Here is a 13,893-nt window from a genome sequence, read left to right on the forward strand (position 1 = left end):
CCCGGAATGAAAAAAATCGAAGAGCTCTGATTATACATGCGCGTTTCCATCAGCAAATCCTCGGTCAAAGGGGAAGTTTTTGCCCCTTCTTCAAAGAGTTATACCCACAGGGCTATAACCCTGGCAGCCCTTTCAAACGAATCAATCGTTCGCCGCCCCCTGCTCTCAGCCGATACCCTTGCCACAATCAGAGCTTCCGAGATGTTCGGAGCCTCGGTTAAACGCGAGGAAGAAAATCTCATAATTCACGGATTTAATGGAAAACCCAATGTTCCCGATGATGTGATTGATGCTGCAAACTCAGGGACAACCCTTCGACTCATGACCGCAATAGCAGGGCTCACGGATGGGATCACGGTACTTACCGGAGACTCTTCTCTCCGCACTCGGCCAAACGGGCCCCTTCTCAAAACCCTTAACCAGCTGGGAGCCAGTGCCTGTTCTACCCGGGGAAACGAAAAGGCCCCGCTTGTAGTCAAAGGCGGGCTTGAGGGAAAAAAAGTGAGCATTGAAGGCTCTATCAGTTCGCAATTTATCTCTGCCCTTCTTATAGCCTGCCCTCTTGCAGAAAACAGTACCACACTTTCCATTATAGGGAAACTGAAGTCAAGACCCTACGTAGACGTAACCATTGAGATGCTTGAACTGGCAGGAGTCAAAATCCACACCGATGAGAATAACGGCACGAAGTTCATCATCCCTGGAAAGCAGAAATACGACCTCAAAGAATATACCATTCCAGGCGACTTTTCTTCGGCGTCTTACCTGCTTGCAGCCGCAGCCATGACCGAGGGGTCCGAAATTACCGTTAAAAACCTCTTCCCCTCAAAACAGGGAGACAAATTAATTATTGAAACCCTGAAGCAGATGGGAGCAGATATCACCTGGGACAGGGAAGCCGGTATTGTGACCGTCAGAGGAGGAAGAAAATTAAAAGCTGTTACCTTTGATGCCGGAGCAACCCCTGACCTTGTCCCGACTGTCGCCGTCCTGGCAGCAGTTGCCGAAGGGACAAGCAGGATAGAAAATGCCGAACATGTCCGATATAAGGAAACAGACCGTCTTAGCGCCCTTGCAACCGAACTCCCGAAACTTGGAGTCAAGCTTAAAGAAGAGAAGGATAGCCTGACCATCACCGGAGGAGAACTGAAAGGAGCAGAAGTTCACGGCTGGGATGACCACAGGATTGTTATGTCCCTTGCCCTTGCAGGGATGGTAGCAGGTAATACGACAATTGACACAACCGAGTCCGTAGCGATCTCTTATCCGGACTTCTTTGAAGATATGTCCAATCTTGGAGTAAAGATTAAACAGATTTCGGAAGAATGAGTTGAAAATAGAATCCAGATTCCCAATTGCTGATTAGGTGCAGATTGGTGGTCCCGTATTAATCAGTTGATATTATTCAGATATCTGAAAACCGGGATCTTTTGTTTTTTGATTCTACTCCTTGCAGGGCTGAACTTTTCTCTTCTGCAACGCAAAAAAGGAACAGGTGAATTTAGATCTTGACCTGGGGCATCTCATTAAAATTCATAGATAAATATAAGCGCCTCCGCCGGCTTGTCTGGCGGCCTTTCACAAAAAGCAGAAAAAGCAGAAAAAGCAGAAAAAGCAGAAATTAAAGAGAAATAAGATCAAAATTTCTACCTTTTGATGCTGTTATCTTTTACACTCACAAGCGTCTCAGAAGCTTTTACTTTCTGGCATGCTGTATTTTTATTTACGTTCTCTTTTTTGTCTTTTAAGGAAAGACCGCTCTCCTGCGTCTAACGGGACAAGAATGACTATGTATAGCAAATAAGGTTGTACAGGTGAGAGATATAGCAATTAGTCCTCTTGAGCGAGCAAAGCGAGCGAAAAGGACTTCGTGCTCCCGAAGCGAAACTCGGGAAGCAAAACTCGGGCGGGACAGGAACGATAAAGTACAGTAAATAAGGTTGTATGGGGAAGAATTCAGAAAATTGAGGCAGACTTGTTTTTCAAAAATATCAATCATGTAAAGGTGGACGACCTGCAGATTAAAAATCTATATTCACAAATGCAGATTAAATCCGGACTAATTCAGATTTTATTTAACTTTGAGAACTGATTATGAAAGAAATCCTCATCCTTTCAGCGTTTTCTTTTTTGAATTAACTTCCAATCAGTCAAAGAAATCATTTACCTTCTAAACGAATCCGGACCAGAATTTGGGAATAATAAGAAATGGCATAGTACTTATAGAAAATATCCATATTTAAGCATATGGAAATAAGATGTAGGTGTGGAGATACATGCATAATCCCTGTTTCGGAAGTACTGAAAGACCTTGAATTATTCTATAAACCATGCAACGATTGCAAAACAGAAAAAATAAGGAAATTCTCTCCTCTGGCAGAACAGATTAACCTGGATGAAATAGATAACCATTTTGGAAGTTGTAAATGCGGGAAGAGGCAACTTGATATTGTAATGGCTCACGTGCTAAAAGTAATGATCGATGAAGGAATAAAAAATAAAAAAGCCAATTTGAGAAATGCCTGTGTTCCTCTTGTGACCCCTGGCTATCCGACCGATTCTGTTCCCTATTTGCCTGAGAATTCTATAGTAATATTATCCGACAGAGTAGATAAAAAATGTGCTGAAAGAATTGTAAAGGAAGTTGGAGAAGTTAAAGGGGTCTTAAAAGGAGATGCAAGAAAAACTGTGGGTATAAAAGATTCCGACTCCAATTCTCATGTATATGAACTTCTCGCCGGATGCGACTTGAGATGTGACATAATACAAACTCCTTACGGGGCTTTGGGGATATACAAATATCAGCATGAAATTCATATAGAGTTTCCAACAGTAGAATCCCCCAAAATAGAGAGACTTAAAGAAGCTTTGAAAGATTACGATAGGCCTGCTGTTCTTGATTGCACTTGTGGCCCCGGAACACTGGGAATAGCGTGCCTTAAAGCCGGTGCGCAAAAAGTTGTTTTTAATGATATATGGAAGCCTGCAATAGAAACCACTTTGATTAATCTGGAAACAAATGGATTTCCGGTCAAACTTTCAGGCAGCGGGGAAGAATTAATAGCATCCGGAGAGAAATTTGAAATTTATAGTATGGATGTAAGAGAATTAGCGAATTGTTTGGATGAAAAATTCGATATTTGTATTATAGATACGTTTCCCGGTGTGGATACAGCAGAATTTGTGGAAGCCGCAGGCAAATTAGGCAGAAAAGTTGTTGTGATTTGAAGGAAATTAACCTCCTCCCTTTCTTATTCTTCCTATTTCTAACGTTTACTGCCGTCTTTATTCCCTTTTTCTGTTATATTTTTAAAAACAAATAAGCCCAAATTTAGAATTTGTACAGAATATTGTTTAGAGGTAGCTCTTAAATAAATAGAGATTTCCGGAAAAACAGTAAAGAAAAGCCAGTATGGAAAAAAGAGGGAAAAAAGCAGGCCCGAAGGCCTACTCTGTTTTAAAGTGTTTGATTTATTGAGTTTATTTTGCCGGGATGACGAGGGATCTCTCACCAGCAGGCATGAACTCTCTGATGGCACCGCGGCCGAACTCTCTCCTTGGCTCTGCGAAGTTGAAGGGCATGAGTTCGTCAGCGAAGCAGACCTTGAGGAGCGGGTTGACGGTGAATGCGTCGCCGCGGCCTGAGTGGGCTGCCTGAGCGATACCTGCGTATCCGCCCTGGTGACCGACGTTCATTGCGTAGTTCGGGTAGTTTGGACCACGGAGTTCGTCTGGGAGACCTTCGTCGCCCTGGTAGGACAGAACGTTTGTGGCACCACACTGGTCCTGCAGGTCGAAACCGAAGAAGCCGAGGCGGCCCCATGCTTCCTTGTGGACATACATGGAGAGGTACCAGCCGGAGAGACCAGCGTTGGCGTTTCCGGTTGCAAGGGCACATGCAACACCGGATGCAGCTGCGAGCACGGTTGCTCTCTGGGATCCACCGAAGTGGTCTTCAAGGGCAGTCGGGAATTTCTCGTAGGTCTCGATACCGTAGAGTGTGGACTCGGTTGCGATGTCCTTTACGACGTCGAGGGTTGCCTTAACCTTGTTGTCAGTGCCCAGATTTGCAGCACCGTTGTACTTGTCGTTGATGTAGTCAACGTCATAGTAGGTGTTGTTGTCGAGGATGTCATCGGTGTATGCAGCAGTTGCATACTGGGTGAACCCGACACCACCGGACATGTAGGATCCGAGCCAGATCTGGTCGTAGAGCATACAGCCTGCGCCGACTACTTCAAGGGCAATCTTTGCGGGGTCTTTGGATACACGGCTTGTCTGGACGATGTCTGAGAGGTGACCGAAGGAAAGTCCACCGGGCTCGTTTGGTCCGCGGGCACGCCTTGCGGGGAGCATTTCACCCATGGAGACAAGGGCTGCGTGCTTTGCAGCGAAGGACAGGTCAGCGACGGCTGCTTCACCGGCGCACATTGCGTATGCGGAGATGAAGGACATACCGATCTGCATGGCTGCCCACCTGGAGGTCTGAGCACCGTCAGTTGTTCTGGAGACAATTGTTGGAATGTGGATTGCCTGCCAGGTTGTCTTGCCGATGGAGGCCTTAATCTGGGCTGCCTGTTCTTCAGAGAACATCTTGTTGACGTTGATGACGTACTGCTTGTCGATTTCGTCTGCAAGTTCGTCGTCACCGGTGAAGATCTTTACATAACAGTCGTCCACAAGAGCGGGGTGGGTTTCGACCATCATTTCCTGAACCACTGCTGCACCGGGCATGGCGTGGTTGAGGGTCTCTAAATAATGGTTGATGGTTTCAGGGGTAACTTCCTTACCAAGCCTCTTCTCAAGGGTCTCGTGAGCCATGTCAAGACCGACGATACAGGTTCTCCTGATGTCATCCCACATCTGCTGCATTGCAGCGTTGTTGACGTAGTGGAGGTCGTCAGGTTCTGCAACAATGTCAGTTCCGGAAATGGTGTAAGGAGTGATTGCACGCTGACCGAGAGGGGCACCCATGTGCATCATCGGGTTGTAGAATGCAATGCCTCTCTTCTCTGCGATTTCTTTCCCGGCCTTAATCATTTCCTGCTTTCTTGCATCCTGTTCAGGGCCGAGTCTCAGGAATTTTTCGGTCTTGCCGGTGATGTCGCCGCCAGCCTGCTTGTTTGAACCGTATTCCTGTGTGAACTTGACTTCCATTGACTTCTTGAATTTAGCGAAAATGTCTGCTGCCATTATGATCACCTCATTTCGGCTGGAATCCGTAGCTTGTTCTCTGGTCGAATACTCTGTGTACCCATTCAATGACTTCTGCGTCGTCCCTGAAGGCTACATTGTCCACACGGTAGATGGTGGTCCTCTTTGCGGCTTCTTCGCTGGACATTGGCTTGCCGAGGTTTACTTTCCTGTCGAGTGGGATTGCAACCTGGTCCTTATCCATAATAATGACGCCACCTTCGAGTCTTCTCCTGTCAAGCATGTCGAACATTACACCGTCTTCCTGGAGACGGACAGAGTGACCGTGGACTGTTGCACCACGCATACCTGCGAGTGCGGGGTCAGTCATTTCGGTTTCCATCTGGACCTTGGCGCACTGTTCCATGTCTCTTTCACGGGCTTCAACAATCTGACGGCCGGAAAGGGTACCTGGGTCTACACCTCTGAAGTTGATTGCTGCGAAGTATGATCTGAAGTACGGGGTAGCCGGAGCGTTGTACATTGAGTCAGCGAACTGAACGTACCTGACCCTGTCTCCTGCTGCTGCACCGGGTGTTGCTGCTACAGCCTCGCGGATAGAACATGCAGGCTCGCCCATCTCTGCAAGTGGTGGGTGGGTGCTTGGGTAGTCGCTCCCTGGGGCACGGTGTCCGAGGACTGCAGTTAAGTCTTCGTCGGAAATTTCCCTGAGTTTCTCAAGTTTTCCGGACATGTGCTTTCTTCTGTTAGCGCCGACGGATGTAGCGCCTGGATAATACTGTGCTTCGTATGCCATCTCATGCAACTCCTTTATGATCTTCTAATTGGTCTAGTGTCGTCTTGACGTATTTAACGATTGAATTTAGTTTATCCCTGGGACAGAAGTCACCACGTGTAACTCCACTTACCATATCCATTACAATTCCTTTGGTACGAATATTTTCATCCCTTGGCATCACTAATCTCGTCTTTATCCCTGCTTCTGCAAAATCCTCAAAATCCACCGGGATCTGGCTGACAACAATTGCCGGTATGTCAGCCTGGCTCAGGATCTCCCTGGTTTTTCTGATTACGTGGTCCTTGATATTTCCGAGGTGAATAACAGCCAGCTTGTGCATTTCAATCTGTGCGACTTCTACCGGACTCAGAACAAATGATCCAGTCCTCATGCCAGATTCGGGTATTCCTGAACCTGAGTAGAGTACAAGCACACTCACCTGAATGTTTTCTCTCCTCATTCCGTATGTAATCTCACATACCGGCTTCGTGATATGCCTCTGTCCGGGACTCATGGCAATAGCAACCACGTCGGCACGCCCGGCTTCCGAAAGAGTGCCTCTTTGAGCAAGCCCTCCTCCCTTACCAAGTCCTGCGCCGCATCGGCAGTCAACTACCTGTGTTTCCCGGTCGATCATCATACTTATTCACTCATCTTTATCAGTGTCATCTTCTTTCTCTCGTTTCTCGATGAAGACGAGCTGGTTTACCTTGGCTTTGGGATCTACCATACCAAGCAAGCGAGGGTCGGTTTCAGGACCAAGTTTTGCATAGTCAGTAACGGTCGGCTTTCTTCTGAGGAAATGCCCTTCCCTGAATTCAAAAGAGAACGGGAGCATCTTGTCGCATACTGACCTGACTTTTTCTTTAGTTTCGGCGTTTTCGATTTCAAGCCTGATCCTGCCTACACTGATCTTAAGCTCAATAACCTGATCTCCGATCTGAATAGGCTTCCTTAGGGGGTGTTCGACCTTTTCCCCGGTACCAGGACCCGCAGAAACCCTTTCCGGGAGTCTTGGGCCCTGAACCATAACGCGGATTATCCCGTCAACCTGATAGAGCTCAGAGATAAGTTTCTGAGCTGTTTCAGGAGACAGGATTCTACTGGGAAAGATTTCGATTTGTATGGAATCTTCCGTGTTTGAAGCAGAGTCTGACATCTTTAGACCTTTCACTTAATTTGTTTAGAGCGCTCCTGCAACTGCCTTAATCGGCTGGCGGAATTCCTCGATCGATCCGAAAACGTCACCGATGAGGCCAGATGTTGATTCGATTGTGAACATCTGAGTACCTGCATCCAGAGCTACTGCTGCGCATACGCAGGGAATTGCGAATCCTCTGGAGTGCCTGGTAACGACGTGGTTACCGTTGAAGACACCAGGTCCACCGCCACCATAGATTGAGTGGCTGAAGAATGAGAATCCTACTGCGACACCCTGTACTTTACCGTAGTCGCATCCTGGGAGACCGGTTTCCTTCTCAAGGATGTCGTTGAAGTACAGAAGTGTTGAGGAGACGTTCTGGGCTGCACGGCCTGCACCACAGTTTACAAAAGTAGCTGCAAGGGTACCGGCTGCGGCATAAGCGTTCCACATTGGGACGTCGTTTGCCTTGTAGAATTTGTATCCGGAAGGTGCGGTCTTGTCAACGGAGATTACACCGTCTTCAACTGCCCTGCCGACAATAGACTCGATAACGGTTCCGATGGTGCCGTCCTTTCCATTTTCCTTTACGATATCATAAACGACATTGTTGGCGTTGAGACCCTGGCAGGCAAGACCGAGGAGCTGGTGCCTCTCGAACATACCGACTGCGCCGCCCATCTCAAAGATACCGGACTGCTCATAGATTGAGGAGAGAGCTGCTGCGTTCATTGCACCGCGGCTGGTGATTGCTGCAATGTGGTTGGCCATGATGTTCCTGAGGGAGAAGCCAAGACCTTCGTTGTTCTGGGGGATGCTCAGAACACCCTGAACGTTTCCGCCCATGAGGTCCATTGTCTGCGGGTAGCTACCCCAGACAGCTGACTTTGCAATGGGTGCATCGTACATGTCGGTTCCGAACATGTCAATAATGGTCTGGGTGACTGCTGCTGCACCAACTGTGGTTGCGGACATGTAGTCAGCGCCGGCGGCAATTCTGGAAGATGGGGCCTGAATAAGCAGGCTCTTTCCGCCCTTAATGACCTTAACACTGGTGTCGTCGCCTTCATCGACCTGGACGAGATTCTTAACATTTTCTGCAATAGCATCAGCGTTGCCTACAAGATCGTAGTTGAGTCCGCGGCCTAAGATCTGACGGCCCTTTCCGCCCATCTTGCCGCTGGCAAGTGCGCCCTGAATACCTGCGAGGGAGACTGCAACTGACCTCTTGGTGTCCAAGATAATCTTTTTAATTGCTGCGTTTCTTGTTGGAGCAAGGGACATAATGTCGACATTGCTCTCGAGCAGTTTTCCTCTGTCGTCGTAGATGTCTACTGTGTCAGACACTTTAATTTCCTCCTTAATTTATTAAAATCATTTTGGGACTGGTCACCTACTCGAGTGCAAAAGCACTCACAAATCAAGTACCGCGTCGTTTTTAAGTGTCCACTTTCCCAATGAAATCTCATTCGTTTAGAAGGTACTTAAATCTTTTGTGTTCCCCGCTAGAGGAATTCATGGATTTTTTTAAAAATCATTTTATTAAGATAAAATCTATTTTTCTTGTTTTATATAAAAAAACGGTAGCAATGGAAAAAATAAATTTCAGGGTTACTCAAATCTACCAAAATTTTCCCCTAACACTTATTTAAGTATTTTTCTGAGAAAAAAGCAATATAATTTAATTTTCTTTAAAATGTAAGGATTATATCAGGAGAATAATACCAAAAAGATTTAGTAATATCCTCTTAATACGAAAGTTTAATATGGAAGTAGTTGTCGACGTAGGCGGAAATCCCGGGGTAGACTGCAAAGGTTTTTGCAAATATTGTTACTTTAAGAAGGTCAAAGACATTCAGCCCCTCGGCTGCAAGTATTGCCTCCCTTTTAAAAAAGGGTGCGATTACTGTACTCGCAGTGTAAAAGAATCGTATTCAGGCTTCAAGTCCCTTCAGATGGTACTCGAAGAAACTGCAAACAAGCTTTACTTCACAAGCGGAGAGGTAAAAAAATTCACTGTCAGCGGGGGAGGAGACTTAAGCTGTTATCCCGAACTGAAGAGTCTCATTACTTTTCTATCTCAATTCAACACCCCGATACATCTGGGATATACCAGCGGAAAAGGCTTCAGTAAGCCTGATGATGCTCTTTTCTACATAGACAACGGGGTTACGGAAGTCAGTTTCACGGTCTTTGCGACAGACCCGGCTTTGAGAGCCGAATATATGAAAGATCCCGAACCAGAAGCTTCCATTCAGGTTCTCAGGGACTTCTGTACCCACTGTGAAGTCTACGGAGCAATAGTGCTCCTTCCGGGAATAAATGATGGAGAAGTCCTCGAAAAGACCCTCTGTGACCTGGAAAATATGGGTGCAAAGGGAGCTATACTGATGAGATTTGCAAACTTCCAGGAAAATGGCTTGATTCTCAATAATTCCCCCATCATTCCGGGAATAACTCCACACACGGTATCCGAATTTACTGAAATTGTACGCAGTTCCGCAGAGAAGCACCCTTCGATCAGAATCACAGGAACGCCACTGGAAGACCCGTTAATCGGCTCACCTTTTGCAATCCGTAACGTGCCTGAAGCCCTTTTAAAACTTCCCAGAGTAAGCAAAAAAGCAACCATCATTACCGGGCAGGTAGCAGCCTCCAGGCTTACGGAAATATTTGAAGCCCTTGGAGGAACTGTAAACGTGATTCCAGTGAAAAAGGATATCGGCTGCCTTATTACAATTGATGATTTCAAAGCTCTGGATCTTTCTGAGGTGACGGAAACGGTCTTTATTCCGGGAAGGGCTTTTGTCCATGATATGGAAATCAAAGAAGCCCTTAGAAGAGACGGGGTAGACAGGATCGTACGCAGAGGGCCTGAGCGGCTTTCCGTGGACGGGGAAATGTCCATAGGCATGACAAGGGAAGAAGTTCTGGAACTGGAAGTAGAAAACTTCACGGAGCTTATCGGTCAAATTAACTCTCTGGGATTGCCTCTAGAGTAAACCCCCAAATCTACCGGAAAGACTTTAAGTCGAAATCTGGAAAAGAGCCAAACAGTAGTAAAAAAAAGATACCGATAAAGATATAGATATTAAAACAGATACTATATAAATCGAGGATCAATTATATAATTGGAGAAAAAATCGATAGAAGACTATTCAATTCAATAGTAGAGCTTTTGTCCCTAAAAAATGACCAGAAAATGAAAAGACTGCTTTTCCAGAAGAAAAAAAATTCTGCATGGATCTTTGAAGGCATTATTAATAAACATTCCGATTTGCTTCGGTTTTTAGACTGCCCTATCCCCTCTCTGGAGATCATTAGAATTTTTTTTATATTCGTTAACGCTCTCAGTCTCTGCTTCAGCGCGCAGACCCGGACATAAAATCTGAAAGTCCCAGCTGCTTAACCTTGTGGTTTTCAAACAGAGAACAGATATCATAATCTAGCAGCTCGATCCTCTGCCTCGTGTAGCTGGAGACCCCATACCTTTCCCCGATCTCTTTTGAAATCTCAAGATATTTGCGGACAGCTCCCTCGTGCACGGTCAGTACCACATTACCTCCGCATTTAGGGCAGGCTCCGGTAAGAGGAGGACGCCTGAACTTCTCCCCGCACTTGATGCAGCGCATCCGCTGCCTGGAAAAAGAACGGAGATTCCCGATCAGGTCAGGAAGGAAATGGGATTTTAGAACCCTTTCTGCCACATCAGGTGCATCTACTGCCCTTATCCTGTTAGCAAGGGAGAGTTGAGCCTCCATCTTTTCAATCATGCTTCCAAGTGTCTTATATGAGGAATTCAAAGGACCTGCAGCAATGTCCGAGGTATCGTGGGTAAACATGAAATGTTCGTACTGCTCAGGGGTCCCAAGCCGACCACTGATAAGGTCCATAATACTTTCAAGTTCGGTGGGGTTTTTGATTTCCTGCGTAGCCCTGTAAAACTCAAGAGGATAACGCGCAGGAACGTCGATGTTATGGGCTTCCTTATCCACTTCCTTGGGGTCGATCCTGGTAGTCAATACCAGAGGAGCATCCATCTTTCCTCCTCTTTTGTCGGGCAGATACGACCTCGAAAAATTGAGAATCCCGTCCATAAGGAGCATTATGCAGTCTTCGTCCCCATCACAATTCCTGCGTTTTGAAGCATGGAAAAAAGGATGAGCATACCCTACGGAAGCTTTGGTAAACCCTATTAGGCGCCCGAGGACTCCTGCGGAAGTATGCGGAGCAAGCCCTATAAGCAGTACCCCCACCAGGTCCTGGATAGTTTCGGCATTGTAATAGGGCCCTACCTTATAATACTTCACAAGGAGGTCGTCCACATATTTTGCGGTACGCAGCATATACTCGCCTCCGTCATAGGAAATCACGAGGTCCTGCACCTTCAGGCAGACAACCTGGTCGTCCCTCTCAAGGGGGTTTCCATAAATATCCTCCCTGTAGCCGAGTTCCAGGAGTTTGGTTGCCGTAATCCCGAGTTCATCAGCCCGGATATGGGTAAGAGGAATATCGGACATGTCGTAGCGTACAGTCCCGTCCTTAAAAATGTAGACATCATGTTTTGCGCGCAGGATTCCTTTTTCCAGAGGCTCGGGAGTCATCTGCCCGTTCATTAGCCGCTTTACTCCCTTGATTAAATCCATTTTTTCCCTTTCGCCTACGTTCTCAAAAGCCTGCTTATAAACGGAACGGAAATCCAGTTTTACGTTTGCAACGGAAGTCGGTTTTCTCCCGCATTTGGGGCAGGTCTCAGCTCCCCTCACATCTATCTTGCAGCGGGGGCAGGAAAGTTTGGGATTAGTAAATTCTCCACATTCGCAGCGCCAGAAATAAGTCTCTTTCCCGCAGGCAGGGCACTCTCTCAGCCCCAATTCCACTTCGATTTCCCCTATCTTCCCGTTCATACAGGAAGTGTAGTCAGAAGCGGAAACAAGGTTTCGCGTAATTCCCCCGCAATTGTTTATAGGGAAGAGAACCTGGGCTGCAGGAGACATCTTGCGCAGGTCGGACTTTTCCGGCCTCCCCATGCGTGCCCCTATCCTCGAAGGAGCCCGCGGGTAAACCTTAAACCCGCTCAAAACACCTGCGGCTTCCACCATATCATCTGTGTCCGGCATGCCGGCTTTTTCTTTAAGGGAACTATCAAGCCCGAGACACAAAACAAACGGAAGCGCTTCTTCGACGAGGATTTTATCTTCTTTTACCCTGTGCAGTACGAGGAGCTTTTCAAGCAAAGGCTTTATTCCCTCTTCAAAGGAAGCTGTCAGAGGCAGTTTAAGGGTTCCTTCCCCGTCAAAGGTCCCTTTTTCAACCACGAACTTTCGAAGAGCTTCAAACTCATTCCGGTTTATGTCATGCCAGAGATAGGTAAACGTCGGGTGCAGTGGCACATTATACTCTTCCGCAAGCCTGAGGGCAAGGGCAGAAGAGGGATTTTTCAACTCTTCCTCCGGAGTTTTTTCGGGACAGGCTGCCTCGTAGTCGTACTGCCACCACTCAAAAACATAGGGGGAAGGCATGAGAGGGTGGTTATTTTCCAGAAAGTCCCCGTAATTGATCAGGATTTCCCCGATATCGACAATTGATTCAACCTGCGGGCGGAGTTCATATGCCTCCTTTATATTATCTATACGGACAAGATCTCCCGAAAAAAGCCTTACAGTCGGGCCCTCTATGGAGTCCACGGCAGACATGGCTGCGGCTTTTCCCGGCCTTTCGACTTTAAGCTGGGTCCCGTTAGTTATAAAATCGTCAAGCAAGACCATGCTGGCAGGATTGATCCCTGCCGAAGCAAAGGAAGTATTTCTTGACCGCCCGTACCGCAGCCTGAAACCTCCCGGCCTTGAAGGGTGAGAGAACACAGGCCTTCCGGCGATCAGGTCCCGGATATATTTGTCCTTTGGCTTGATCTTGCTTTTCTGCTCATCTTCAGCACTTCCCCCGCTTTTAGCCCCTCCGATGAGGGTTTCCAGCCAGTCCCAGCCGTCCATCTTCAACTTATTGACGTGTTTTTTGACCTTGGGGGCTTTGAGAGCAAGCCCTTCGGCAAGCACGAGGCACATCCCCCCCCGTACACGGTTCGTCCCTATCCTCTCGAGGTCCCTATGCCCTTCGACCTCGGCTTCTTCGGTCGGGTCTCCGTCAATACAGACAGGGCAGTTCCGGACTATAAGCCGGATTTCATCTTCGGAAGGCGTATACTGCAGGCTTGCAACCCTCTTGTAAAGCAGGATTTCTTCCACATAACGCTCTACTTCCTCTTCCCTTGGCTTGTAGCGGTCAATCCCGATCCCACGCCGCACATAGTCCCCGACAAGCACGGAAAGGGCCTGCGCAGTCCCTCCTGCGCTCCTTATGGGCCCGGAATAAAAGATCCGGATATACTGAGAGCCGTCGTCATTTTTCCCGAGTTCTACCTTATCAATTCCTTCGATAGGGGCTGCCACCACCCCTTCGGTCAGGGTTGCCATAGAAACACGGATAGCAGCTTCCACGGCGTCTTTTTTTGTCGGAAAACTTCCCACCACTCCTTCAGCGACCTGTTTCCCGATTTCAAGGGCAGCTTCTTCCCTGGACATCCGGGTCTCAAGTTCCCGGATCTTTGCAGCAACCCCCTGGACACCGATAAGGTTTTCGACTCTATCTGCAAGGTCTTTGGCAAGGGGAATTTCCACAGTGGGCTTTGGGTCTCCGCCCTGAGCCCGGGCCCTGTTTGCAATCTCAATTGCCTCTTTTAATCTTGCCTCAAGCCCATCGAAGTATTCATGCATTTCTTCACTTGCAATCGTTTCACCCATAATGAAAAGCCCCTTTTGGA

Annotated in this window: 9 protein-coding genes; 3 read left to right on the forward strand and 6 right to left on the reverse strand. The window is 47.4% G+C overall.

Translation table 11 applies throughout. From position 1 onward, the window contains the following. Positions 1 to 36 precede the first annotated feature (36 nt). The gene (gene aroA, locus MA_RS23690) at positions 37 to 1,329 is read left to right on the forward strand and encodes a 3-phosphoshikimate 1-carboxyvinyltransferase (protein WP_011024417.1); all 1,293 of its coding nucleotides are present in this window, start codon (positions 37 to 39) and stop codon (positions 1,327 to 1,329) included. 918 nt (positions 1,330 to 2,247) lie between these two features. Beyond that, entirely contained in the window at positions 2,248 to 3,228 is a 981-nt protein-coding gene (locus tag MA_RS23695; RefSeq protein WP_011024418.1) for a 50S ribosomal protein L11 methyltransferase, read from the forward strand. A 252-nt stretch (positions 3,229 to 3,480) separates the two neighbouring features. Here MA_RS23695 and mcrA read toward each other — a convergent pair whose 3' ends face one another. From mcrA to mcrB, 5 genes are read right to left on the reverse strand one after another with little or no spacing between them, the layout of a single operon-like run. Continuing rightward, positions 3,481 to 5,193 (reverse strand): coenzyme-B sulfoethylthiotransferase subunit alpha, encoded by a 1,713-nt coding sequence (mcrA, locus tag MA_RS23700; protein WP_011024419.1) that lies wholly within the window; start codon positions 5,191 to 5,193, stop codon positions 3,481 to 3,483. Positions 5,194 to 5,203: 10 nt separating this feature from the next. Next, complete coding sequence (gene mcrG / locus MA_RS23705) at positions 5,204 to 5,950, reverse strand: coenzyme-B sulfoethylthiotransferase subunit gamma (protein ID WP_011024420.1); 747 nt, start codon at positions 5,948 to 5,950, stop codon at positions 5,204 to 5,206. Position 5,951: 1 nt separating this feature from the next. Next, on the reverse strand, positions 5,952 to 6,572 hold the full coding sequence (gene mcrC / locus MA_RS23710) for a methyl-coenzyme M reductase I operon protein C (protein WP_011024421.1): 621 nt from the start codon (positions 6,570 to 6,572) through the stop codon (positions 5,952 to 5,954). A gap of 6 nt (positions 6,573 to 6,578) precedes the next feature. Further along, positions 6,579 to 7,091 carry a methyl-coenzyme M reductase operon protein D gene (mcrD, locus tag MA_RS23715; protein WP_011024422.1) on the reverse strand — a complete coding sequence of 171 codons (513 nt, stop codon included), beginning with the start codon at positions 7,089 to 7,091 and terminating at the stop codon, positions 6,579 to 6,581. A gap of 24 nt (positions 7,092 to 7,115) precedes the next feature. Further along, positions 7,116 to 8,420, reverse strand: a complete 1,305-nt coding sequence (gene mcrB, locus MA_RS23720; RefSeq protein WP_011024423.1) for a coenzyme-B sulfoethylthiotransferase subunit beta — start codon at positions 8,418 to 8,420, stop codon at positions 7,116 to 7,118. A gap of 419 nt (positions 8,421 to 8,839) precedes the next feature. Between mcrB and mmp10 the strand changes: the two genes are divergently transcribed. Beyond that, positions 8,840 to 10,075 carry a methyl coenzyme M reductase-arginine methyltransferase Mmp10 gene (gene mmp10 / locus MA_RS23725; protein ID WP_011024424.1) on the forward strand — a complete coding sequence of 412 codons (1,236 nt, stop codon included), beginning with the start codon at positions 8,840 to 8,842 and terminating at the stop codon, positions 10,073 to 10,075. Between the two features lie 360 nt (positions 10,076 to 10,435). On the opposite strand, the gene MA_RS23730 is transcribed toward mmp10, so the two are convergent. Continuing rightward, a complete protein-coding gene (locus MA_RS23730) occupies positions 10,436 to 13,873 on the reverse strand; it encodes a DNA polymerase II large subunit (protein WP_011024425.1) in 3,438 nt (1,145 codons plus the stop codon). Between the last annotated feature and the right edge of the window lie 20 nt (positions 13,874 to 13,893).

It is taken from the genome of Methanosarcina acetivorans C2A, assembly GCF_000007345.1.
GTDB lineage: Archaea > Halobacteriota > Methanosarcinia > Methanosarcinales > Methanosarcinaceae > Methanosarcina > Methanosarcina acetivorans.

What these genes read in the sequence shown, in the direction of transcription:
- MA_RS23695 (WP_011024418.1), top strand. Translation starts at nt 2,248, where the DNA reads ATGGAAATAAGATGTAGGTGTGGAGATACATGCATAATCCCTGTTTCG.
- mcrC (WP_011024421.1), bottom strand. Translation starts at nt 6,572, where the DNA reads ATGATGATCGACCGGGAAACACAGGTAGTTGACTGCCGATGCGGCGCA.
- MA_RS23730 (WP_011024425.1), bottom strand. Translation starts at nt 13,873, where the DNA reads ATGGGTGAAACGATTGCAAGTGAAGAAATGCATGAATACTTCGATGGG.
- mcrG (WP_011024420.1), bottom strand. Translation starts at nt 5,950, where the DNA reads ATGGCATACGAAGCACAGTATTATCCAGGCGCTACATCCGTCGGCGCT.
- mcrD (WP_011024422.1), bottom strand. Translation starts at nt 7,091, where the DNA reads ATGTCAGACTCTGCTTCAAACACGGAAGATTCCATACAAATCGAAATC.
- aroA (WP_011024417.1), top strand. Translation starts at nt 37, where the DNA reads ATGCGCGTTTCCATCAGCAAATCCTCGGTCAAAGGGGAAGTTTTTGCC.
- mcrA (WP_011024419.1), bottom strand. Translation starts at nt 5,193, where the DNA reads ATGGCAGCAGACATTTTCGCTAAATTCAAGAAGTCAATGGAAGTCAAG.
- mmp10 (WP_011024424.1), top strand. Translation starts at nt 8,840, where the DNA reads ATGGAAGTAGTTGTCGACGTAGGCGGAAATCCCGGGGTAGACTGCAAA.